Here is a 24,184-nt window from a genome sequence, read left to right as displayed (position 1 = left end):
CTCGTGCCGTGCTCGGGCAGCCGTCCGGTCCCGGCCCCGACGCGTGCGCGACCGGGACCGGGACCGGGTTCGTTCGCCGCAGCGCTCAGCAGTGGCGCCAGTACGCCTTGTCGATGCGGAACGGGTTGCTGTCCCACGCGCTGGCGGTCGACCAGCTCCCGCCGCCACGGCACAGCGAGCGCACGAGGCCCGAGTCACCCGTCACGCTCGATCCGTGCACGCGCGACGAGTGGTAGTAGTCCGACCAGTTGTAGCTCGCGGCGAGGCTCGTGACGCCGTAGTCCCAGGTCCCGCCGCCGGCCGAGACCCGCGTCGCGTACGCGGCGGTCGCACCGGCCGCGACGAGCCCGAGGCTCAGCGTCGCGCCGACGAGCGCCCTGCGGACGCGGCCCTGCCTCGGGCGACGCGCCCTCGTGTGCTCGATCTCGTGCGCGCCGCGCCGGACGTCGCTCGTCATGACTGACATGTCTCTCCTCTCGTCATCGTGAGGTGAGGCTGCTGCCCCCCACGGAGACCTTATTGATCGGTCGGTCGGTCAGTCAACTCTCCCGGCCGCCACCCCGCCGTCTCTCGTCTCCGCCGTGGCAGAGTGGGCGTATGAGCGAGAGCACCTCCGCACCGCGCCGCGCGCTGATCGTCGTCGACGTCCAGCCCACGTTCTGCGAGGGCGGCGAGCTGGGGGTCGAGGGCGGGAACGCCGTCGCGCAGCGCATCGCCGACCACGCGCGCGACCACCGCGACGCCTACGACCTCGTCGTCACGACCCAGGACTGGCACGTGGACCCGGGCGAGCACTGGAGCCCGGAGCCGGACTTCGTCGACACGTGGCCCCCGCACGGGATCGCGGGCACGCCGAACGCCGAGCTCCACCCCGCGCTGGCCGACCTCGCGCCCGACGCCGGGGTCAAGAAGGGCGAGTACCAGGCCGCCTACTCCGGGTTCGAGGGGGTCGACGTCGGCGGCCGGCCGCTCGCGGACGTCCTGCGCGACGCGGGGATCGAGGCCGTCGACGTCGTCGGCATCGCCGAGTCGCACTGCGTGCGCGCGACGGCGCTCGACGCCCACGCGCTCGGCCTCGCCACCCGGGTCCTCACCGACCTCACCGTGCCGGTCACGCCCGAGCTGGGCGCCGCGGCGCGCGAGGAGCTCGCGGCGGCCGGGGTCGCGCTCGAGCCGAGCACCGCCGTCGGGCGCTGACGACCCGGCCCGCGCGGTCTCAGCGGCGGCGCGCCTCCAGCGCGGCCGCGTAGAGGTCGCGCTTCGCGACCCCCGCGTCCTGGGCGACGTCCGCGACGACCTCCTTGAGCCGCTCGCCGCCGTCCACGCGCGCCAGCACGCCCGGGACGAGCTCGGCGAGCGGGACCGGCCCGCGCGGCGGCGCGCCCCCCACCACGACGCAGATCTCCCCCCGGAGCTGCTCCTCGGCGGCGCGCTCCGCGAGCTCGGCGAGGGGCCCGCGCAGCACCTCCTCGTAGGTCTTGGTGAGCTCGCGCGCGACGGCGGCCGGCCGGTCTGCGCCGAACGCCTCGGCCATCGCGGCGAGCGTCTCCGCCACGCGGTGCGGCGCCTCGAAGAACACGAGCGTGCGCGGCTCGTCGACGAGCGCCGCGAGCGTGCGCGTGCGGTCGCCCGCCTTGCGCGGCAGGAACCCCTCGAAGCAGAAGCGGTCCGTCGGGAGCCCGGAGAGCGCGAGCGCCGTGAGCACCGCGCTCGGCCCGGGCGCCGTGGTCACGGGGACCCCGCGCTCGACCGCGCGCGCGACGACGCGGAAGCCGGGGTCGGACACGCTCGGCATCCCCGCGTCCGAGACGACGAGGACCGTCCCGCCGCCGTCGACGACGTCGAGCAGGTCGTCCGCGCGGTCGGTCTCGTTGTGCTCGTGGAGACTGAGGACACGACCGCCGACCTGCACGCCCAGCCGGCCCGCGAGCGCGTGCAGGCGGCGTGTGTCCTCGGCCGCGACGACGTCGGCCTCCGCGAGCAGGCGCCGCAGGCGCGGGCTCGCGTCCTCCGCGTTGCCGATGGGGGTGCCGCCGAGCACCAGGTGCCCGGCCTCCCGCGGGGTCGTGGGCCGGTCGGCGTCGGGCACGTCGGTCGAGGAGGACATGGCTCCCAGGGTTCCACACCCGTGTGCCCCTACGATGGCCAGCGTGTCCCAGCCGCCCGCCGACGCGCACCCCGGGCCCCGTCCCGCGTCCGACGCTCCCGACGACCGCTCGGACGACACCGGGACCCGGCCGCCGCCCGACGCCGAGGCGTCCGACCCGTCGGACGACCCGGCCGCCGAGTCGCCGGGCGCGTCACCGGGCGAGTCGCCGGGTGAGCGGGCCGACGAGGCCGCGGGCGTCGCGCACGACGCCGCGTCCGACCTGACGCACCGCGAGCGGCTCCTGCTCGCGCTGCTCGGGCCGCGCCGTCTGGCCCTCGGAGCGACCGCGCACGACCGGCTGTGGGGGTGGCTCGGGGTCGCGATCGTCGCCGCCGTCGCCGCGGTGCTGCGGCTGTGGAACCTCGGCCGCCCCGGCACGCTCGTGTTCGACGAGACGTACTACGTCAAGCAGGCGTGGACGCTGCTCCAGGTCGGGTACGAGGCCGACTGGCCCGAGGAGCCCAACCCGGCGTTCGAGGCCGGGGACGTGAACTCGTTCCTCCCGACCGCCGACTACGTGGTCCACCCCCCGCTCGGCAAGTGGATGATCGCGCTCGGGATGAGGTTCTTCGGCGGGGCGGAGAACCCGTGGTCGTGGCGGATCGCGTCGGCGGTCGTCGGGGTGGTCGCCGTCGTGCTCGTGGCGCGGATCGCGCGGCGGCTGTTCGCCTCGACGGCGATGGGGATCGTCGCGGGCGCGCTCATGGCGGTGGACGGCGAGGCGATCGTGCACTCCCGCACGGGTCTGCTCGACAACATGCTCATGATCTGGGTGCTCGTCGCCTTCGGGTGCCTGCTGCTCGACCGCGAGCAAGCCCGACGGCGGCTCGCCGACCGCTGCGGCGCGATCCTCGACGCCGGCGGACGGATCGGACGCTACGGGCCCGGCCTCGGGTGGCGGTGGTGGCGCTTCGCGGCGGCCGTCGCGCTGGGTCTCGCGTGCGGGGTCAAGTGGTCGGGGCTGTACTTCCTCGCGGTCTTCGCCGTCGTGTCGGTGCTGTGGGACGCGACGGCGCGGCGCGCGGCGGGCATCGGGCGCTGGTGGGAGGACGCGCTCGTGCGCGACGCGATCCCCGCCGCGCTGGTCATGCTCCCGACCGCGGCGCTCGCCTACCTCGGCGCGTGGACGTCGTGGTTCCGCACCCCCGGGGCGTACATGCGCCAGTGGGCGCTCGAGCACCCCGGCGAGGGTGTCCCGTGGCTCCCGCCCGCGCTGCGGTCGCTGTGGGAGTACCACCTCAAGATGTGGGACTTCCACAACGGGCTCACGTCCGAGCACACGTACGAGGCCCACCCGCTCGGGTGGATCGTCCAGTGGCGCCCCACGTCGTTCTACTGGCGCTCCTACGACCCCGGCGAGGCGGGGTGCGAGGTCGAGCGGTGCGCCCGGGCGATCACGTCGCTCGGCAACCCCGTGATCTGGTGGACGGCGGCGCTCGCGATCCTCGTCGCGCTCTGGGCGCTCGTCCGCCTCAAGGACTGGCGGGCGCTCGCCGTCCTCAGCGGGATCGTCGCCGGGTGGGCTCCGTGGTTCCTCTACGCCGAGCGGACCATCTTCACGTTCTACTCGATCGTGTTCACCCCGTGGGTCGTGCTCACGCTCGTGTACGCGATGACGCTCGCGCTCGAACGCACCGAGCACCGCCCGGTCGCGCGGGCGCGCGTGCGGGTGGGGCTCACGGTCCTGCTCACGACGATCGGCGCCGTCAGCGTGTTCTTCTACCCGATCTGGACGGCGTGGCAGGTGCCGTACTGGTTCTGGCGCCTGCACATGTGGCTGCCCACCTGGATCTGACGCGTCACCAGTCGACCTGCGCCGACTCGTGGAAGGCGATCCCCGCGCGGCGCCAGGCGTGCGCCTCGCGGGCGACGCGGCGACGGAAGCCGTCCCAGTCCTTGCGTTCCGGCGCGGTCCAGCCCACCTCCGCGACGGCGCTCAGGCGCGGCAGGAGCATGGCGAACAGCGCGTCGAGCGTCGGGATGCGCTCGGTCCACACCGCAGCCTCGACGCCCTCGATCGTGTCGGCCGGCAGACCGGGCACGACCTCCTCGGGCTCCCAGTCGTAGGAGTCGCGCACCTCGACGAGGCCGGCCCAGTCCTGACCCAGCGCGGGATCGAAGTCCGCCGTGTACCGCATGTCGAGATAGACGCGGTTCGCCGGCGACAGGAGGATGCGCGCCCCGGCCTTCGCGGCGTCGACCAGGTACGTGAGGTCCATGGGGTGCGTGTCCCAGTACTGCACGAGCGTGCCCGGGCGCAGCGGCGCCTTGGCCGCCTCCTGCCACGCGACCGGCTTCTTGCCGGCGTCGAGGATCAGACGCTCGCACAGCTCGACGAACCGCGCGTACTCCGCGGGCTCCATCTTCAGCACCTCGTCGCCGCCGAGGTGCACGTGCTCGCCGTCGGTCGCGTGCGCCAGGTCGGTGAACACGTCGCGCAGGAACGGCTCGGTCGCGGGCAGGTCGAACGTGAGGCGCGAGAAGCCGACCTCGATGCCGGCGTACGCCTCCGTCGCGACGCCGTCGGGCATGAGGTCGCCGTACACGTGCGTCGCCGCGTTGATGTGGCCGGGGACGTCGATCTCCGGCACGACGCGCACGAAGCGCTCCGCCGCGTGGTCCTGCAGCGTCCGGAAGTCCGCGAGGGACAGGTGCCCGCCCTTCCCGCCGGACGTGTCGCTCCCCGAGGAGAGCTTGGCGAGCTCGGGCCGGGACGGCGACTCGATGCGCCAGCCCTGGTCGTCCGTGAGGTGCAGGTGGAGCACGTTGAGCTTGTACGCCGCGGCGACGTCGATCACGGCGCGCAGCGCGTCGAGGCCGAAGAACGTCCGCGCGACGTCGACGGACAGGCCGCGCCAGGGGTAGCGCGGCGCGTCGTGCACGACGACGTGCGGCACCCGCGCAGGCACGTCGCCCGGGCCGGGGGTCTCGACGAGCTGCCGGAGCGTCTGCACCGCGTGGAACAGGCCGGCCGGCTCGGCCGCGGTCGCGGTCACGCCGCCGTCGTCGACGACGAGGCTGTACCGCTCCGGGCTCGTCGAGCCCGCGGGACCCGCCTCCGCGTCGATCCGGAGCACGACGGCGGTGGGGGCCGCGGGGCCCGTCACCGCACCCGCCGCGGCCGACGGGCCGGTGCCGCCGGACGCCGGGTCCTCGTGCGTCGCGACGACGCCGTCGAGTCCGCTCAGGAGCGTGGCGGTCAGGTCCCCGAGCCAGGGCGCGGTCCGCTCGACGCCGAGCGTGTGGACCTCCAGCGCGGAGACGGGGACGTGGCCCGCGCCGGGCTCGACCTGCAGGGGCTGGGGGATGATCGAGACCATCGGGTACCTCGTCGTCTGGGGCTGGGATCGAATCGATTCGGCTTTTGCGAGCACCACACCCTAACCCGGGCCTCCTGCCCCGACCAACCGCCTCGGGGCGCACCTCGGGTCAGCGCGAGGGAGCGACGTAGCGCGGGCTCGGGTCGAGCGAGAGCACGCCCTCGACGTCGCGCGCCGGGTCGGAGGACCCGGTGGTCCACCCGCCGACCAGCCCCTGCGGCAGGCCGTCGAGCAGCACGCCCCAGTCGCGGACGCGCGCGCCGTAGCCGTCGCCGGAGGTGGACTGCAGCACGACCGCCGTCTCGCCGGACCCGAGGTCGAGGCCGGCCGCGTCGCGGATGGCGTCCGCGTCCGAGCGCTGCAGCACGACGAGCTTCTGCGGGAGCCCCGCCGTGCGCACGACCTCCCCCACCGCGTCGATCGCCGCGCCCAGCTCGGTCGCGTCGACCGTGCCGGTCGGCACGCCCCCGCCGGCGCGACGGGCGTCGACGTCGAGGGCGACCCCCACGGTCGGGCGTGCGAGGACGTCCGCGTACTCGGCCACCTGCTCGTCGAAGGTCGCGCGCCCCGGCTCGAACCGCAGGACGACGAGCACCCCCGCCGTCGCGGCGGCGTCCACGAGCGGCAGCAGCTCGTCCGCCGGGAGCTCCGTCGAGTAGTCCCGGTCCGTCCCCGCGCTCGACGACGCCCGGGTCGCGGGGACCTCGAGCACCGGGACCACGACGTCGCCCGGGGCCGCCTCGGCGTACGAGGCCGCCGCGTCCTGTGCGCGCGAGACGGCGTCGGACACCGCCCGGTCCCCCACCGCCACGAGCCCCGAGGTCACCGCGTCCGCCTCGACCGCCACGTACCGCACCCCGTCGGCGAGCACGAGCTGCGACCCGCTCGGGAGCAGGATGCCCGCCTCGGCCGTGCGCAGCCGCCACGCCAGGTCGTCCGCGGACCCGAAGCTCGCCCCGATGCCCACGACGGCGAGCGCCTTCGCCGCCGCGAGCGCGTCGACGACCTCCGCCGAGGACCGCGGGTCACCCTGCGGCACCTCGAGCGGCACCGCCCCGGCCGCGCGCGCCGTCGCGATCGCCGCGGACTGCGGGCCGCCCGCGGCGTCGAGGCTCCCCGGCTCGGTGAGCGCGAGGACCTCCGTGAGCGTCTCCGGCTCGCCGCGCTCGGGGAGCGCGTCGCGGACGTCGTCGAGGTCGTGCTGGTCGAGCGACCCGTCCGCACCGAGCGCGCCCACGTCGAGCAGGACGCGCTCGACGCCCTCGACGTCGCCCAGCGTCGCGCGCTCGGGGACCTCGCCCGCGTCGTCCTGCCCCGGGGGCGCGTCCGCCTCGCCGACCTCGACGACGGCGACCGTGCCGAGCCGGGCGAGCTCCGTGCGCAGCCCGCCGTCGGAGATGGCACCACCGACCAGGAGCACGGGCGCCGCGAGCTCGACCGCGGCGGCGGCCGCCGTGGCCCGCGCGGCCTCGTCGTCGGCGACGGCGAGGACGACCACGGGGGCGGACGTGAAGAAGGCCTGGCTGCTCGTCAGCGCGAGCTCCGCCGGGTCGACCGAGTCGAGCACGAGCACGCCGTCGCTCGGCTCCGCCGCGCGTGCGACGAGCCCGGTCTCGGCCGCGGACGGCCCGTCGGCCTTCGCGCTCTCCGCGGCACAGCCGCCGAGCGCCGTGACGGCACCGAGGCTGAGGACGACGGGGAGGGCGACAGGGACGAATCGGACCTTCCGAGAGTTCACGCCCCCATCATCGCGCATGCCCCACGCCCCGCCGACACACGGATGTGTGGGACTCGTGACGGTCGGCCCGTCGGGTGGACGGCGGACGAACCGGCGACCCGTGTTCGGGACGCGCCGCGGGTGCGCGGGACGCCGAGCGGCCTCGACCGGCATACTGGCCGGGCCCGAACCCATCGCCGAGGAGATCGCATGTCGACCCCCGACCAGCCCGACCAGAACCCGCAGCCCGGCGGGACGCCGTCCGGACCGCCCGCGTACGGCGCGCCGCAGCCCGGCCAGCCCCAGCAGCCGCCGCAGGCCCCGCAGTACGGCGCCCCGCAGGCACCCCAGTACGGCGCGCCGCAGGCACCGCAGTACAACGCTCCGCAGGGCGGCACCCCCGGGTACTCCGCCCCGGCCCAGGACCCCGGCAAGACGATGGGCATCGTCGGCCTCGTGCTGTCGTTCCTCGGCTGCCTGTCGATCGTGGGCCTGATCCTCAGCATCGTCGCCTTCAACAAGTCGAAGAAGGCCGGCTACAAGAACGGCGTCGCCCTCGCGGGCATCATCGTCGGCGCCGTCATGCTGGTGATCTCGATCGTCGTCGGCATCATCATCGGCGTCACCACCTCCGCGGTCCTCGAGAAGTGCGCCGAGCTCGGTCCGGGCACGCACTTCGAGGACGGCGTCACGTACACCTGCGGCTGACGTTCACGCTGTTCGGAGGGCCCTGTCTGCTCTCCCTGCACGACGAAGGCCCCCGCCGTCCGGCGGGGGCCTTCGTCGTCCGTCAGGCGGCGTCGACGTCGACGGCGCAGCGGAACCCGAGGTGCGTCGTCGCGCTGTCGTCCGACTGCGGCGACCGGGCAGCCGGCCGGTACCGGCGGCAGTACTCGGGCGCGCACAGGTGGGATCCGCCCTTGGTGACGCGCATGACCTGCGGCGACGTCGTCGGCGCCAGGAGGTTCGGCCGTGCCCCGGCGTCCGGCCCGCGCATGCCGGGGACGACGTGGCGCGGCGCGAACGTGTCGACCGTCCACTCCCACGTGTTGCCGATCAGGTCGAGCAGCCCGTACGCGTTCGGCTCGTACGACCCGACCGGTGACGTCCCGCCCCAGCCCTCGTTGAGATAGGGGAAACGGCCGAGCCACGTGTTCGCCATCGGCCGCCCTCCCGGCGCGAGCTCGTCGCCCCACGCGTACTCGGCCCCCTCCATCCCGCCGCGAGCGGCCCGCTCCCACTCGGCCTCCGTCGGCAGACGGCGCCCCGCCCACGCCGCGTAGGCCGACGCGTCCTCGAACGCGACGAGCACGACCGGGTGGTCCGGACGGTCGGCGACGTCGGACCCCGGCCCCTGCGGCGAGCGCCACGACGCCCCGGGCTGCCACCGCCACCACTGCCGCCAGTCGCGCAGGTCCACCGGGCCCGCCGTCGGGGTGAACACGAGACCCCCGGGCACGAGGTCCGCCGGGTCCGCTCCCGGGAAGTCGGCCGGGTCGAGCGGGCGCTCCGCGACCGTGACGTACCCCGTGTCCGCGACGAACGCCGCGTACTGCGCGTTCGTCACCGCGTGCCGCTCCAGCAGGAACGGCTCGACCGCGCGGTCGTGCGCCGGCCCCTCCTCGGGGTAGTGCCGGTCGGAACCCATGCGGAACGTCCCACCAGGGACGGGGACGAGCTCGGTGAGGGTCACGCGGCCAGCATAGGGTCGCGCCCCCGTGCCGGTGGGACGCCGTACGTCGCGCGCGGCGACACCTCCCGGCTTCGCCTCGCTGCCCGACGACCTCCCGCCCGGGCGGCTCGTGCTCGCCGACGCGGGCGACGGGCACCGCCCGAGGTCCACGGCACGCCGTCTCCCCGACAACGTCTGGCAGGGCGCCCACGACACGTTCGACGAGTACGCACACGCGCTCGTCGGCACCCACGCCTGGTCGTTCTGGTGGGGCTGAGACGGTCCTGAGCAGCAGAAAGGGCCGCTGACGGTGTCAGCGGCCCTTCCGAGGGTGGAGCTAGGGGGATTCGAACCCCCGACCTTCTCCTGGCGGGTCACAAGCCCGGGGACTCCCGAAGTCCGTTGCTACCGTCGCGCGCCAATGCCGCTTCGACCACCAGAAACGGCGGAACCGCAACGATCACCGGATTGCGAGAACCAGGTTCGCACCGACCGCCGACCGGGGTCAAACACCGGCAACCATCTTGCGCCCATGCGCGTAGTTCGCGTGGATCCGAACGCTTCGCGTGGAACTCGCGTGGAACGGACCGACGACGTCATCCGATTGGCCGGAATCTTTCGGCTAGGCTTCACCGACGGTGCGCGCGGACCGGAAGGTACCCAAGGTCACCGATCTGAAATGCCTCTGCTGCATCGAGGGGCACGCCTGGGGTGAGCGGCGCTCCAACGAAGCCCAGCAACTCACGGCCGCCGAGCCTCAGCGAGCTCAAGAATACGTCCCATCGACCGACGATGTCGCGCCCTCGGTTTGCCGACGCGGAAGCACTAGATGTACCCGGACAGGAAGTTGGTTACAACTAGGGCTGCGCCTTCTCGGCCGAGGTCAGCCCTGACCCGATCCCCCCTGACGCCGTACTGGGCCAAGTACCAGCAGATCTTCAGCGCGGGCCATCTCGCGGCTGCCGACCCGCAGGACCTGAAGGACTTCGCCAACGCGAACTCGGTGCGAACCCTGGGAACATATTGGTCTTCAACATCGCGTGGAACGACATGGGTCACAGAGGTAGGCTCCCCAGAGGTCCGCCGATCCATCGACCACCTGCTACGTGGGCCGCAGAGGACGCCACTCGAACACAGAGCAACACGCTGCTACGCGCCTCGTCAGTGACGGTAACGTTTTCCAGACCTAGGAACACGTCACAGCATCCCACGGCGGGCACAGGACCAGCCTTTCGACACGGCCCCGCCCAGTGACGACCCCAGGGCGCGAGTGAGCGCGTGCATGCGGCCAACTGGTTGCCCTGCAGTGTCCGGTCTAGCTCATTCCTCGGTGGCGGTCACAGTTGCCTTCCGCTCGGCCGAAATTGCGGTATTCTGCCCCGCGGGGGAGCGCCCGAACTTCTCAATGTCGACATGCAACAGTTCGCCGGGTATTGGGCGGCCTCGTTGCGGAGCGGGCCCGGCGCGCGCAGGCAGACCCGCGCTCTGGTCGAGTGGGCCAACAACGACACCGGAACAGTGGGCAGAGAGACCTCGCCAGTTGCACCGCTGATGCCCTAATGTCTGACAGGTGACGACAGACGCCGAGAGTGCTCAGCCACCGACCACGCCGCAGCCCTACACGATGAGGCTCTCGCGACTCACCGTTGACAAGCTCGGTGTCAAACTCTACGACAAGGCCAGCGCGGTTGTAGCCGAATTGATCGCCAACGCCTATGACGCCGACGCCGAGAACGTAACCGTCACCATCCCGCTTGGAACCGCTCTCGCCTCAAAGGCCGGCGACGGACTAGTTGCAGACTCAGGCTACTCGGTCTCGGTGTCCGACGACGGGCATGGCATGACCCCGGATGAGGCCCAGAAGTACTTCCTCTTCGTTGGCGCAGATCGCCGGACACGCAAATCCGATGGAGCGAGGTCGCGCGAGAAGGAGCGCCCAGTCATGGGCCGCAAAGGCATCGGGAAACTCGCACCTTTCGGAATCTGTCGAAAAATCGAGGTAAGATCCGCCGGCGGACCCATGACCGAGGATGGATTCCTCGTCAGCCACTTCATGCTTGATTTCCGCGCTATTGTCACCGACGAAGAGGGCGAGGTTCCGATTGCCGCTGGGGCAGATGACCGCACTTGGTCAACCCATCGCGGGACGACGGTTGTTCTCTCGGACTTTCTACCGAAACGGGTCCCCGATAAAGCCACGTTCACTCGACAGGTCGCGCGGCGATTCGCGCTGGCAAAAGACGACTTCACGATTCATGTTGAAAACAATCGGGACGACCCCAAACTCAGTCAGGGCGAACGCGAGTTCGACATCCCCAAGTTCCAGGTCGACGTGAACGAATCCACAAGAATCGATCTAGATGACCGACCCGTACCGTTCGGCGACAAGTTCTTGCCCGTCGAGGGATGGCTTGCATTCGGCAAGACCGCGATTAGAGATGAAGAGGAAGCGGGAGTCAGGATCTATGCGCGAGGAAAGATTGTAGCGACCACTCGCGACTTCGAGCAGCCCGCCGGGTTCACGGGCGAGTTCACCATGCGGTCCTATCTCGTCGGCGAGGTACATGCCGAGTGGCTCGATAACGATGACGACGAGGACCTCGTCCGGACCGACAGACAAGGAATTCTCTGGGACTCGGATCCTGGGGAAGCACTTAGAACTTGGGGGGCGTCACTCGTCAAGGAGATTGCCAAGAACTCCGCTGGCCCGCGCCGTAAATCAAAGGTTGCGACGTTCCTTAGCAACTCGCGCCTGGAATCGCGCGCAACCGAGCGCTATGGCGACAACAAGGCCGTCGTCGACGCCGTTCTCGACTTCGGCAAGAAGATCGGAGGAATGGCGCACGAAGACGAACTGGAGGATCAGGAATATGTCGACGAACTCGTTGATCTCGTCCTCATGGTCGGACCGCATCAGGCCCTGATCCGATCGTTCCAAGCAATATCGAAACTCGATGACAAGTCGATTGACGAACTGGTGCCACTGTTCACCCACACGCGCACTGCGGAACTCGCAAGCTACGCTCAGATTGCACATCAGCGCGTCGAAGCCATCGAGGAACTCAGTTCCGTAATCGACAGTCCGGGCGTAGTTGAAGGCGATCTGCAGAACCTCATCGCCCGTGCGCCATGGCTAATTCGGCCGGACTGGTCCGTTATTAGTGAAAACCAGTCGCTGAAAACGTTTCGGGACCGCTTCACGAGATTCGTGAAGGACGAGTACGACTTCGACGTCGAGATCGCGATCGCCTACGAGACGAAGCGCCCAGATTTCACCGCCGTACATCTCGGTCGACAACTGCACATTGTCGAAATCAAGAAGCCGAAGCACAAGTTCTCAGACGCTGATTACGAACGCCTGCAGAACTACATCATTGCCTTCGACGAATTCTTCGAGAAGCACCAGGAGATTGGGGCATTCTTCCCAGATGGATGGATGATCGACCTAATCGCTGACAGCGTAGGCATCAAGGACCCGACGAAGAAGATCGCGTACAAGGCGGCAACAAAGGAGCGTCAAGTCGTCCAGAAGTCCTGGTATGACTTCATCGCGACGGCGCGAAATGCGCATGCTGAATTCCTGGACGTCCACGATCAGGCACGAGGAGCCACAAGCGCCGATGCCGGCACCGATCACTCCTAGGGCGATGCCACCGAATGGGCCAAGTCTCCGATTGAGATCGCACGGGAGCGGGCTTGAGAGAGGAGGGCTTCAGCCTTCGAGATGCGCGGATCATCTGCTGGTATTAAATGCGCATCGCCGCGACCCTCAAGAATCGTTCGAATTGCAGTTCCATGCATTCGCGTGAATCGCGGAGGCACCGCCTCCCCAATCATCTCACGGACGCTGGTGTGTCCGAGTTGACGGAGCGCATCACCCCATTCGAAGTCTGATGGCAGCGTTTGAATGTGAGCGCACTCGTAGGGGCTCAGCAGCCTGTTTTCTGAGGGGTGTATCGTCTTGTCACTTCCGACGCGGCCGCTCGCCGTTGTTATAGTGGATGCCGGGGCGTCGGCTTTCATTCGCGTATAACTACTTGTGCGGAACCCCTTGATCAGGCGCCAGGTTCCGTCCTCGTTCTGTACTACAGGGCGCAGCAACGGCGCCCCACACTCGCCGCAAATCGCGGCCTCTGGATCAAGTGTCAGGCTTGAACATGATGAGCACTGTGCATTCACCCAGGCGCTTGCTCCCGAGGCCTTCGGAATTGAAGCTACCATCCGGTAACGCCGATCGTCCCACACCGGCACAAAATGCATTTCATTGTCGGGGTCTGTGGCGCTAGTCTTGTTTGCCGCATCCAGCGACTTGGCGCCAAGAAGGTCGAGCGCCTCCGTAATCGTGACTTGCTTCTTTCCACGATCGGGTGCGTGCGTTGGTTCGGGAAACGGTGCCCACTCAGCCCGACTCTGCATTCCAGATTCGTCTCGCCGAATCAAGGTTATGAATGCCCTTTTCCTTGTCTGAGGAACGCCCCAGTCTGCAAGGTCGGCCACCATGGCAAATACATCATAGTCGTCGGAGAGGGCCTCGATGAGCAGCAGTGCGGCACTTATCGGGCCGCCAGTTTCTGGGTGTGGCACTACACGCGTCAGGAATGCTGGGACGTTCTCGACCACGATCGCACGCGGCTTCAGTTCCCTGGCCACGGACTCAATAACGGTTACAAGGAGATTTCGTGGATCCTTCATGCCAGCTTCAAGGTCGTCGTGCCGACCAAGCCCGCCGCGAGCGCTACTCATCCCCTGGCAAGGGGGGCAGGCAGCGAGCAGGTCGGGTCGTCTATCGCCATCGCTCGTTCGCCATTGCTGAACGACGTCCATCCAGGTTTCTCGAAGGTCGCCCTCGACCCCAACAGAACCTGGGTGGTTGGCGAGCGCGACTCTCATTCGACTGGGGTTGAGTTCCGCCATGACGCGGAAATCAAATCCCGCCTGCCGGTAGCCGACGTCGCCAGCGCCGCAGTTTGAGAACAGACTCAGTGCTCTGAGCGGCTGGTCACCGTCTGCGTGCATGTCGGGTGCGGCAGCACTCAGTCTCGCGGTCATGAGGAAGAGCGTAGTCACAGGCTGCGACACCCGACGCCACCAGTGGACATGGCGCGTCCCGTCTTGGGAATCGCGGGCGGGACGTCATCGGTGGCCACGTCGCCTCTGACGGCGGTCTGCGAGGCGTCGGACGGCGCAGGCCTCAGGAGGGCGAGTTGGGGTGCGGGCTCTCCCCTGGTCTGATGGAGCCGCACAGAGGCAAGACACACCAACTCTGGCTGCATATTGCCGTTGTCTAGTGCTACGGGACGTGCTCGCGCGCCGTGACCACTGTCCCGTGTTCCCGTTGTGATGAGTTGCATGGTTCGCCTGCGGCCCGCGCCGAGGAGGTCGAGCGCAGCGAGTCCACGGTGATCGTGTCCGCGCCGTGGCGGCTAGTGAGCGCCCGGACTGCGGGGTCATGCCGCGGCCGGGCCCGATGCCTACGGACGCTACTCACCGTCGAAGGACTCAGACACCGACCCGACCAGATCGTCAACGGACCGGACAACCTACCTGCTCGCGATCAGGGGCGACGAAGGCACCCCGCTGTCGAAGACGAATTTGCGATGCCAGTCCAGGTAGTTCATCGCCACCGGTACAGACATCGCGGTGAGCGGCACGCTCCGGCGAAGGCGTGCCGGCCCGAAAGTAGGCCACCGCAGCGGCGTTCGAATCGACGGCGTTCTGCAGGCGCTGGCCCAACCGCACAGTCAGGGTCGACGGCGTCGCATCGACGGTCATGAGCCCTGCGTCGAAGGCTGCGTCGTGTGGCGGGCACGCGGCGATGCCGTTGGCGACATCGAGGCGCTCGGACCCGACTGAGTCCTTCCACGGTTTGATATGTCCAGCGCGAAGAAGGGTCGGCCGCGCACCGTCACCGAGCGTGAAGCCGCAGAAGAGACAGGCGTGATGACAGTTGTGAAGCACTCCGTTCGCGAAGCGGCTCTGCGCCATACGGAGGTACTGCAGGAGGAGCTTCTCCGTCACTCCCACGGGTTGATCAGGAGTCCGCGCAAGCCACGCGGGGATCTCCTTCTCCATGACCGCCTCGACCGAAGCGCAGTCCAGTTCGTCCTGGCCCAGGAGGTGCAGGTCGCCGCCGCCCTCGATGTTCAGGAAGTCTGGAAGTTCAAGCGGGCCGATGCCCTGGACGCGGGCACCCGCGAGCACCAGCCGGTAGATCTCGCTCATGAGCGCTTGATCGACGGCCAGGGCGAGGCCGACCTCGAGGTCGTACTTCGCACCCCGCGGTCGCCGTCCATCAAGGTTGTTCATCTTCGCGACGATGCTGCTCACTGGGCGCCGAAAGAGTTGCGCCAGTTCTGGTGCAGGCGCGCCGGCTTTTGTGCATCGTCGAACTCCCGAGGCGGGAGTACTCGACGATGTGCATGGCCGCAGCGCACATGAGCGTCTCGAAAGGCAGGAACGTGGCCTGGCGCTGCCCATTGACCGACGGCACTCGAGTCAAGATCTGACGCCACTGCGCGGCCGCCTGGTCGACCGTGACCTCTAGGTAGTCGGCGACACCCATGAGTCCATCCTCACCGACGCTGTCCACCGGTGCGCGGCCGCTGGCTCGACGCGACACCACTGGTAGTCCGACCGAAAGCGGTCACCTCACGACCTCCCGGAACCCAGAAGGGGAGCCGCTACACGGCCTGGGCGGCGGATCAGGTTGAACGTAGAGTCCGTGAGCGGAGCGTCGTTGACGACCGTGAGAGTTGCTCTTCCTCGGATCGCGCTGATGCGTGGTGCGTCCCATTGCTCCAGTGGGTGAAGAAGCGCAAGACGCTTCGCTCCGTTGCCGGAGACCACGACGAGGACGTCATCGAGTTCCTCGACCGTGAACCCGAAGTCACGAGCAACGGCTCGCGCTGCGCGAAGGTCGCGCGCTCGGTGCCTTGCCGGCTCAAGCGCGTGGCCCTCCAAGAGGTCGAGCATGTCGATGGCGAGGCGCCAGTCGAGGAGCGGGTGCCAGCGGCTGTTTGAGTAGTCGCGGAGGCAGCGGTAGCAGGAGGAGTCGCAGGGGACTCCGGAGTTGTGCGTCTCCAGGTCATTAGCCAGCTCACGTGCCTTGAGCAGGAGAGTCTCGAACTGGTCGCCAAGTCGGCGCGCGTATCCGGCGCCGTTCGCAAGGCTGTCCGCCATGAACAGCTCGGCGGAAACGGTAGTGCCGTCACTGAGCGAGTTGATGCCGACCTCGATCTCGTCCGAGCCGACATCGAGCCATCGCACCGCGGCCGACTGGAGCAGGTAACCGAGCGAGGCCCATGCCGCCCTGCCGACGGGCTCGCGCGGGTCGATCCGGAGCCCGGCTGGCAGCTCGGAGAGTCCCACGGTCAGGACGTCTGTTCGGCGCCGGGCCGCGAGCGCGACCGGTTCCGGAGCAGCGGTCGGGTCTCCCTGACCCCAGAAGGACGCGGCTCTTGCGCGGTCTCGGTCTGTGAGGAAGGTCGTATCGATGAGTCCCGCCTCTGGCACGACTCGCCCATCGGGCAGCTTGTTGGAGGCGGGCGCGAACCGGTACATGCGGCCGTCGTTGTCGTTGACGACGACCACCTCTGCGTTCGCCGAGCGAAGTGCGGCATTCTTGACCGCCGGGAGCAGCTCGGCGTCGTTGACCGAGAGGCGGGGCTGCCCAGCTCGCGCTGTCGGCTCCGAGAGCTGCTCGTACTTCCTGTGTCGGAAGCTCGTCCTGTACCCGATCGGATGAGCGAGCTCGATGACTGCGTATTCGGGATTTTGCGCACCGCAGACAGGGCATGCCTCGGTCGTACCGTCGCTGACGGACACACATGCCTTGCAGAGACCAGCACTTCGCCGCTCCCCGAGGGGCTCGGCGCCTTGAGCCCACGAACCGTCGACCCGCTGGTAGAAGTCGACGACGCCGACAGCTGTGTGGATGGCCTTGTCCTTCACGAGCTCGGAACCGGGCGCGAACTCCGAGACCGCGATGGAACTGTCGCGATCCAGCGTGGATGCGTCCTTCCTCGGCGCTGGGCGGCGCGTGTGGAGCGTCTTGACCTGGGTGGGGAATCCGAACATCGGCAGAAGTCCAGCCTCTGCGAGTGCCTGCGAAAGCTCACTGTTCCGGTTCGACTCGGCGACACGCGTGATATCGCCGACGAGGTCACTGGTCACGTACGCAACGAGCCGCTCCCGCTCAACTGCCGACAGATGTGTGTAGCGCAACAGGCTGGCTGCGGCGTCGGCTATCTCCTGACGGTGTGCGCCGATCCATCCATCGATTTCGTTCCGAAGTGCGTGGTTCTCGAGCCAGCCGTCGCGCGAGCCGAACTGTCCGTGAACGGACCGGCCGGGTTCGAAGTCTTCGACAGTGCTGACGGCGTCGAAGGCGTGGGTGAGGATGTCCGCGACGAGTGCTCGGCGAGCGATCGGAGCGCTCGACGTGTCGAGGAAGGGCTGAGGCGGCTGGTCGCCCGTGATTGCCTCGGGGTGAGCGAAGTAGTACTCGTCGTGGCTCCGGGCGCCTCGGCAGACGGTCAAGGCGAGCGCGAGGTGTTCAGAGCGGCGTCCCGCCCGGCCCACGCGCTGCTGGTAATTGAATCGCTGGGGCGGCATGTTCGCCATGACGACCCCCTTCAGCGCGCCGATGTCGACACCCGCCTCCATCGTGGTCGTCACAGAGAGCACGTCGACCTGATCGGCCAGGGGCACCTCCGACTCGTCCAAGAAGACCTTCTGGAAACGCGCCTGGCGGGCCTGAGCGTCGAGCAGGTCCGTTTGTCCGGACAGCTCCTCGCAGTGGAGACGCGATAGTCCGCCGGCCTCGGTCGCGAGCCAGCGGTAGTAGTCGTCCACGACGCCTGCGACCAGTGGCTCGCTCGCGAGTTCGCCGCCGCAGGAGACACAGCAACCGGCACTCGCGTGGAGATGCCGAGTCCGGCAGGCCTTGCAACGCCAGACCTCGGCGTCGGCTACGTGACGCAGGCGGACCTGTTCGGGCTTGAGCAGGAAGCCCGAGGGCACGCCCACCTTGAGGCGTGCGCCGACGAGGTCGAGCAGGGCGTCGCCGTCGCCGTCGCCATGCCTCTGGGCAATCTTCGTGGCGTACTCGCGAACGTCTCCGGGCCAGTTCGTCTTGGCATCGGTGATGACAGACGTGATGCGCCGGCGTCGCAGCATGAGCCGCAGGAACGACGATACGAACTCGTCCGCTACGCCCTCGGGAAGGGCCGCAAGGGTGATCGGCTCGGCGGGAACCGCGTAGGCCAGGCCGAGCGACTCAACGTCACGGTCGCCGCCTGCGAACGCTGTTCGGACGATCTGCCGGCTCAACTCCTCACGGATGCCTCCGAGGAGCATCTTTGCGGGGGCGTCGAGCGCGGCTTCGTCCGCACGCGGCGGAGTCACGTTCCACTTGAAGCAGTCCGTCCAAGGCCGCCCACCGTCGGCACCGGGGCTGCCGGTGCTCTGGAGGAGTGCGTCCGGCCCAGCAGGGTTGACACCGAGCCCGAGCAGGCGAGGCTCGATAGCACCGGCGAGGTCAACCAGTGTCGGAGCCCCTCGGAGGTGCTGCTCGACGCGCTCGATGGACGCGACATCGCCAGCATCGAGGGGGATTCCGTATGTGCGCTTCATCAGCGCCGTGACGCCTTGAGGATCCCTTCCCTGAAGGTCGGCGAGCGCTGATGCCGCTTCGGGCGAGTCGTCCTCCTTCGCGATCGCGGCCTCGATGAGCTCGAGCCGCTGGCTTCCGCCAGTCAGCTCGTCGAGAACGAGCGCCCTGACGAGGTCGAGATAGTGCGCGAGCTCGAGGTTGGCCGCGACGCGGGCTGCTCCCTGCCTGCTGTCGGAGAAGACAACGAGACTCGAGTCGAGCAGGCGCCTGATCGCGCCCGTGAGAACCTGGTTCGCGCGATCGAAACCAACACCTTGCGTCCGGATCGGTGAGCGCGACCGTTCACGGCTTTCCGGTCCCAGGTGCTTGAGCCAGTCCAACTCTCGGTCGTCACCGCACGACGGGCACCGCGTAGGGAAACCGGGCATGCGGTCGGCCGCGTCGGCTACCCCGTCAGTGATGACCCGGAACCGCAGGCCGGTCTTCGTCCCGAGCGCGCTGATTTTCCCAGTGCCCGGGCTGAGGTTAACCTGCGTGAAGTCCATCTTGAACCTCGGTCGCGCGGGATCGGAGTCGAGCTGCTTGCCGAGTCGGCTCCAGTCGCCGGCGACCGACTTCCTGTCCGTCGGCCAGTAGACGCGGTAGTTCGCGGCGTTGCGCTCGTTCTTGGGTCGGTCCGGGAGCGATTCCAGGTCGGTTGCGGATGCAAGAAGATACTCCTTCTTCCCCTCCTTCACGGCGAAGCCGCCCAGCATCGACTCACCACAGGACTCGCAGTACAGCAGCTCGAGGACCCGAGAGCCGCACTCGCACGTGAACCGAGGTGCTGCGTAGATCTTTCCGATCCGGCGCTCGGCCGACCGGTACTCCGCGGCGACGGCGGTGCAGTCGGGGTCGGAGCATGCCCAGAGGCCCTGAATGGTACGGAACATGAGATGGGCGCGAAGTCGCGCCGCCGGGTTCTTCTCTGCGCCGAGTCGCTGGATGATCCGGTCGAACGCGAGCGCGGCGCTCTCTGCACCGACCGACGGGAAGAGCTTCTGAGCGAGGACATCTACCGCTCGCGGGCGGAACTCACCGTCCACGGTCATGGCCGACTCGATCGCCTGGCGGACTGTCTCTCCGGTGGGCCCTGCAGCAGTCGCCCACGTGTCAGCCAGCAGGGTCGCGGCGAACTCGTCGAGGTCAGTCTTCGAGTGGGTGCGCTCAGGCTCCTTGATGAAGGCGAAGCTGTCGCGCGGACGCGCGAAGAACTCAGAGAGGAATGCTCGGCCAGGTACGTCATCGCCGATCGACGCTGACGTCGCGATCACCGAGAGCTGCTTGGGCCGTGTGTCGAGCCCGAGGCGCCTGAAAAGTCGGCGCAGGAGGAGGGCGACCTCGGTACCGGCGGTCCCACGGTACATGTGCAGCTCGTCGACGACGAGCGTGAACACATTGTCGGCTGACGCCTCGATCCACTGACGGGTCTTCTCGAAGATCGATGCCTCGTCGTCACGACCAAGAGCGATCGAGAGCATCGAGTAGTTGGTGATCAGGATGTCGGGTGGCGTCTCCTGCATGTCCCACCTGGAGCGCATCTCTCCACCGGTGAGGGACGGCAGGAAGTAGCGGGCATCCTTTTCCACCTCTCCTCGGCTCAGCCGCTCGAGGAGGGAGGTGTGCCGCGCGTCGGCTTGGCGGAGGATCTCGCGCAGCCGGTCGACTCGTTCTGGCTTCGCCGCGACTCTTGTGCCAGCAACCGGTGTCCGGCCGGTGTAGCGCCCGAAGAAGAACGGCTCGCCATGTGTCTCACGCGCGTACCACTCTTGGGCGGCATCCGAGTCCAGAGCCTGGCGGAGCCGGACGAGCTGGTCCTCCACCAAGGCGTTCATCGGGTAGAGCACAAGGCTCCGGACGGCTGCCGGGCGACCGCTTCGGTTCTCGCGCTGTGGCTGGAACGGACCCTTAGCAGCCCACCACGTCGAGTCGGTCCGAGAACGCTCGGACCAGGAGGTCGACTCCTTGACCAGTCGCGCGATCACCGGCAGAAGGAACGACTCCGTCTTGCCCGACCCAGTCCCAGTGCCGACCACGACATCGCGCCCAGAGAGGGAGGCGACGAGGGCTTCCGCCTGATGCTTGTACGGGTGAGCGTGCGGCAGGAGCCCCGAACGGATGAGGTCGGTCGCCTTCGGCACCTCCGCCTTCTCGAGGACTTCTGCCAGTGTCTCGGTCGACGGCTCGTAGGACGGGATCAGTTCGACGTACGGGGTGGTCAGCGCAACGCCGTCGCGGCGCAGCAGCGCCTCCCGCTCGGCGCTGATCGCTTGATCGCGCAGGTTGTAGGCGGTGTTGTAGAACCGCAGGAACGTCTCGCGCAGCGACGCATACGCGCCATCGACCGTCAAAGGTCTGTCGGTCATGCGCACTCTCCATCTGTTGAGTCCTGAAGGTCCTGGTCCAGCAGTTCGGCGACTCGGCTCGCTGCCGTGGGCCCGACGTTCTCGTACACGTAGTACTGGTCTGCTTGACTGCCTAGCGGGCGCCTCGTCGGCTGGAGGCCCGTGCGCAGCACCAGGGAGCGCTTGATGAGATGTGGCAGGTCGAGCGCAACCGGAGTAAAGAGCAGCCGCTTGCCCTGGTTGTGCTTGAGGTGAGTCCGTCGGTTCTCACGCGCCTCGTCCATCCACTTGCCCGTGGTGACGTCGGGCAGCAAGACCAGGTCGCTCATCAGCGTCGGGCGCCACGCGTGGACTCGCGTCCCGAAGGTGGTCCGGTACTGGTACAGCCCCGGTGCGGCATCGTTGCTCGCGTCACGCCACGAGTAGGACGTCCGCAGGCCGTGATCGCGTCGCCACACACTGAACCGACTGGACGGCGAGACCGTGAGCAAGGTGCCGTTCTGCACGATTTGGTCCGGTGTCGGGAGTGCGTCGAGCAAGCCGTCGGAGGGCTTTACGTCGCACGCCTCGATGCCCAGCGCCTCCAGACCCTCCACGATCTGCTCCATTGCACCCGGCTGTGGTGCCAGGTAGAGCGTCGTCGGGCCGAGGGGCCTGTGCGTTCGCGGGTCGGTCTGAGTTCGGCGGAACGGAAGGAAGAGCTGTGCCGCGCGGGCGACCGCCTCGTCGTCGTCCGCCGACGAGAAGAGCCGCTTCAGTGCGCCGATCGGGCGGGCACCGGTCAACAGACAGATGCCGTCTGCACTGGGGAGCCCGACGAGGGCGGCGGGCGCTACGTGCACCGCCTGGTTCGTGAAGTCACGCTCGATGTGACCGAGGACGCGAAGTCGCTCCAGGGCCAAGCGCCACTCGGCTGCGAGGTCGGGCCAGCCGGTGTCATGGCAGATCCACTCCCACGTGCTGGCGAACCTCTTCGCACTGGACTTCGTTTCCTTCAGCGTCGAGAGCCACATCAGCGCGACGTCGTACGGGTTCGTACGTTCGTATCCCCGCGGGCTCCGCGCGACATCGAGCCGTGCATCAACAGTGACCACGGGCGCGAGCTTGGGGCGGGCGGCCCCGGTGCCCCTTGGCAGCCCATCAGCGAGCGCTCGCGTCAGCACCTCGCTGCGACGCTTCTCCGCCGGGGCACCCTTCCATGTCCACTCCCGTCCGACGAGACTCGCAAGGAGATCCTGACGCTGCTGGAACCGCGAGTTGGCGAACGGCTGGGTCGCTCCGCGCTCCACGCGGCTCCTGAGCGGTTCACCATCCAGCAACGGCAACGACCGAGGGATCTCCACGGCGTGGATGAGCCCCCTCGACGAGACGCTCAAGAAGAACGCAGGGCGCACAATCGCATAGGTGGACTCGAACTGCTGCGCGACGACGCGCCGATGCGTCCCGCGCACAGCCCTCCGTACATCCAGGTTCCAAGTCTCTATGCCAGCACGCTCCAACCAGCGCTCGCGGCGGAGCGACGTGAGTTCGAACAACCCACCCTCGTCGTCGAGCACGAGCGCGGTGTAGTTCTCGCGCACCTCCGCGACGATCGTCGGTGCGGAGTCATGCCCACCGCGGAGCACCGCTCCCGCAAGTATTACCGAAGACGCATCCCGCTCCTTGCGGTTGGTAGCAACCGGAACGTCGGATATCTCCCAGCCGAAGCCGGATGCGACGGCGCGACGCCGCGACGGCGCGACGGTCTCGTAGCTGATGCGCTCGCCAGACACTGTGTCGACGACCAGATGCGCTCCGCTACGGAGGCGATAGGCAGAGAGTTCATGCCCGTCGGACGTGCCATCGATCTGGATGCTCTGGTCGAGCGTCGCCGGGTGCTGCTCGGGCATAAGGAGCTGGGGCTCGTAGCCGACGATGTACCGTGCCTGGGCCAGCCGCAGGCCACCGCGCAGTTCCATGCCGATCGGTGTCGGGGGTGTGATCACACCCAGCCCAAGCTCCTGAAGCGCCGGGCCGACCTCGCGCGCGGAGACATCGTGAAACCAGGACCAGCCAGCGGCCGGACCGGGTTCAGCAGCACTGCCGACAACGCCGAGCTCGCCTGCGACCGCCGCGACGTGCTGGTCGGCGACGAGAACGTCGTAGTGGGTCGCGGACGCGTTCCCGCGCACCTCGATCATCCCCTCGAGCAGCGGCTCGTCGCGGAACGCATACGCCTGCGCAGGGGTCATGCGTAGCGTGAGCCCAGGTCGCAGCGGGACCTTCGTTCCGCCGGTGAGAAGCGTGGACGAGTTCGACGGCGTGCGAACGAGGCGATAGGACTCGTCCGGCCCGATGGTCTCCGGCCCGTCTCCCAGGTCGACAGGGGCGTCGGTGACGCGATCGTCGACCTCGATCGCGAGCCCGAGGTAGTCCTCGTCGGGCTCGTAGAAGAGAAGCCCCTGAACGGAGCGACCGATTGCGGTGCGCGAGAGTTCTCGACCTTCAGCGAAGCGCTGGACTTCGTCGTCGAGGACGTCCGCAAGGATCTCCCGTGCCTCCGGGCTGTCGAACCGCGCACGGAAATGCCGCACACGGTCGCCGCCTCGGTACGTGAGCCACGCCCAGAAGTCGCTTAGTCGCCTCTGGCGGTCAACATCGGTGACCTGCGCGGCGCGTACCGTGCTCAGGTAGTCATCGATGAGGTACCGGTCCCGAAGTCGAACGAGCCCTTGGCTCCTCGCCCATCCCTGATTGGTGTAGTGCGGCGAGGGGGCGGCGCTTGGGAGCCCGAGGTACGCGCCAGCGCCATCGAGCCACTCGTTCCAGATCCTCCAGATTCCGGGCACGTGGAGGTCGTAGTCCGGCGGCATCCCGCCATCAATGGGCAGCCCGAGCAACTCGTTCTGGCGGGGATAGACGCTCGAGACGTGCCCCAGCGGCATCTCGGTGACAGCCAAGACCGTCATAGCGAGCGCCGCGATGATCGGCGGATCGCCGAGCCAGCCGCTCGCCTTCCACCGGCGAGCATCCAGGTACGCGCGCTCGAACGGCTGGCGACCACACGCATCCCGGAACGCCCGCGAGAAGTCCTCCACGGCCGCACCGGCGTCGAGACCCGCGACTGTCGCTAGCGTCTCGCGGTCGACGTAGAGGTAGAGGCGGCGCTGCGGTCTCGCGTCAGCCTTGAGGCGGTCCAGCAATGCCCTATTCCAAGCGTGCAGGTCCACTGAGCAGGTACTCCTTTGTTCCTGCTGCAACGTACCCCGAGGCTCCGACACGACCCACGGTGGCGTCGGGTGAAATGGCGCCGCAGTTCAGTTCGGTTCGTGCTGACGGCGTGCTCGCAC

The 24,184-nt window shown here is 68.5% G+C and carries 15 protein-coding genes; 5 read left to right on the top strand and 10 right to left on the bottom strand.

All coding sequences use genetic code 11. The annotated features are described in order from the left end of the window. Positions 1-85: 85 nt before the first annotated feature. Positions 86-466 carry a lactococcin 972 family bacteriocin gene (locus tag ACTJIY_RS05120; protein ID WP_440673786.1) on the bottom strand — a complete coding sequence of 127 codons (381 nt, stop codon included), beginning with the start codon at positions 464-466 and terminating at the stop codon, positions 86-88. A gap of 131 nt (positions 467-597) precedes the next feature. Here ACTJIY_RS05120 and ACTJIY_RS05115 point away from each other — a divergent pair, with 131 nt between their 5' ends. Further along, the gene (locus tag ACTJIY_RS05115) at positions 598-1,197 is read left to right on the top strand and encodes an isochorismatase family protein (protein ID WP_253052809.1); all 600 of its coding nucleotides are present in this window, start codon (positions 598-600) and stop codon (positions 1,195-1,197) included. 19 nt (positions 1,198-1,216) lie between these two features. Here ACTJIY_RS05115 and rsmI read toward each other — a convergent pair whose 3' ends face one another. Beyond that, positions 1,217-2,107 carry a 16S rRNA (cytidine(1402)-2'-O)-methyltransferase gene (rsmI, locus tag ACTJIY_RS05110; protein ID WP_440673785.1) on the bottom strand — a complete coding sequence of 297 codons (891 nt, stop codon included), beginning with the start codon at positions 2,105-2,107 and terminating at the stop codon, positions 1,217-1,219. A 34-nt stretch (positions 2,108-2,141) separates the two neighbouring features. Here rsmI and ACTJIY_RS05105 point away from each other — a divergent pair, with 34 nt between their 5' ends. Next, positions 2,142-3,944 carry a phospholipid carrier-dependent glycosyltransferase gene (locus ACTJIY_RS05105; protein WP_440673784.1) on the top strand — a complete coding sequence of 601 codons (1,803 nt, stop codon included), beginning with the start codon at positions 2,142-2,144 and terminating at the stop codon, positions 3,942-3,944. A 4-nt stretch (positions 3,945-3,948) separates the two neighbouring features. On the opposite strand, the gene ACTJIY_RS05100 is transcribed toward ACTJIY_RS05105, so the two are convergent. Together ACTJIY_RS05100 and ACTJIY_RS05095 are read right to left on the bottom strand one after the other, a co-directional pair. Further along, entirely contained in the window at positions 3,949-5,469 is a 1,521-nt protein-coding gene (locus ACTJIY_RS05100; RefSeq protein WP_440673783.1) for a family 20 glycosylhydrolase, read from the bottom strand. A gap of 109 nt (positions 5,470-5,578) precedes the next feature. After that, a complete protein-coding gene (locus ACTJIY_RS05095; RefSeq protein ID WP_353708545.1) occupies positions 5,579-7,207 on the bottom strand; it encodes a hypothetical protein in 1,629 nt (542 codons plus the stop codon). Positions 7,208-7,396: 189 nt separating this feature from the next. Between ACTJIY_RS05095 and ACTJIY_RS05090 the strand changes: the two genes are divergently transcribed. Next, complete coding sequence (locus tag ACTJIY_RS05090; RefSeq protein WP_440673782.1) at positions 7,397-7,894, top strand: DUF4190 domain-containing protein; 498 nt, start codon at positions 7,397-7,399, stop codon at positions 7,892-7,894. An 82-nt stretch (positions 7,895-7,976) separates the two neighbouring features. Here the strand turns inward: ACTJIY_RS05090 and ACTJIY_RS05085 are convergent, their stop codons facing one another. After that, on the bottom strand, positions 7,977-8,834 hold the full coding sequence (locus tag ACTJIY_RS05085) for a formylglycine-generating enzyme family protein (RefSeq protein WP_440673805.1): 858 nt from the start codon (positions 8,832-8,834) through the stop codon (positions 7,977-7,979). 70 nt (positions 8,835-8,904) lie between these two features. Between ACTJIY_RS05085 and ACTJIY_RS05080 the strand changes: the two genes are divergently transcribed. Both ACTJIY_RS05080 and ACTJIY_RS05075 read left to right on the top strand, forming a co-directional pair. After that, positions 8,905-9,135, top strand: coding sequence for a DUF4253 domain-containing protein (locus ACTJIY_RS05080; protein WP_440673781.1), 231 nt, complete (start codon positions 8,905-8,907; stop codon positions 9,133-9,135). Between the two features lie 1,293 nt (positions 9,136-10,428). Beyond that, positions 10,429-12,501, top strand: a complete 2,073-nt coding sequence (locus ACTJIY_RS05075; RefSeq protein ID WP_440673780.1) for an ATP-binding protein — start codon at positions 10,429-10,431, stop codon at positions 12,499-12,501. On the opposite strand, the gene ACTJIY_RS05070 is transcribed toward ACTJIY_RS05075, so the two are convergent. The 5 genes from ACTJIY_RS05070 to ACTJIY_RS05050 form a co-directional block, all read right to left on the bottom strand. Next, positions 12,498-13,907, bottom strand: a complete 1,410-nt coding sequence (locus ACTJIY_RS05070) for a DNA cytosine methyltransferase (protein ID WP_440673779.1) — start codon at positions 13,905-13,907, stop codon at positions 12,498-12,500. The two genes, ACTJIY_RS05075 and ACTJIY_RS05070, sit on opposite strands and share 4 nt — an antisense overlap. A gap of 474 nt (positions 13,908-14,381) precedes the next feature. Then, the gene (locus ACTJIY_RS05065; RefSeq protein WP_440673778.1) at positions 14,382-15,185 is read right to left on the bottom strand and encodes an HNH endonuclease; all 804 of its coding nucleotides are present in this window, start codon (positions 15,183-15,185) and stop codon (positions 14,382-14,384) included. Then, on the bottom strand, positions 15,151-15,420 hold the full coding sequence (locus tag ACTJIY_RS05060; RefSeq protein WP_440673777.1) for a hypothetical protein: 270 nt from the start codon (positions 15,418-15,420) through the stop codon (positions 15,151-15,153). Before ACTJIY_RS05060 ends, ACTJIY_RS05065 begins: the two co-directional genes overlap by 35 nt. A gap of 86 nt (positions 15,421-15,506) precedes the next feature. Further along, positions 15,507-20,876, bottom strand: coding sequence for a DEAD/DEAH box helicase (locus ACTJIY_RS05055; RefSeq protein WP_440673776.1), 5,370 nt, complete (start codon positions 20,874-20,876; stop codon positions 15,507-15,509). Next, positions 20,873-24,064 carry a hypothetical protein gene (locus ACTJIY_RS05050; protein WP_440673775.1) on the bottom strand — a complete coding sequence of 1,064 codons (3,192 nt, stop codon included), beginning with the start codon at positions 24,062-24,064 and terminating at the stop codon, positions 20,873-20,875. Before ACTJIY_RS05050 ends, ACTJIY_RS05055 begins: the two co-directional genes overlap by 4 nt. Positions 24,065-24,184 lie beyond the last annotated feature (120 nt).

It is taken from the genome of Cellulosimicrobium sp. 22598, from assembly GCF_052044445.1.
Lineage (GTDB): Bacteria > Actinomycetota > Actinomycetes > Actinomycetales > Cellulomonadaceae > Cellulosimicrobium > Cellulosimicrobium cellulans_G.
Note: the sequence above shows the minus strand (reverse complement) of the source record. Positions and strands in the feature narration are given on the sequence as shown.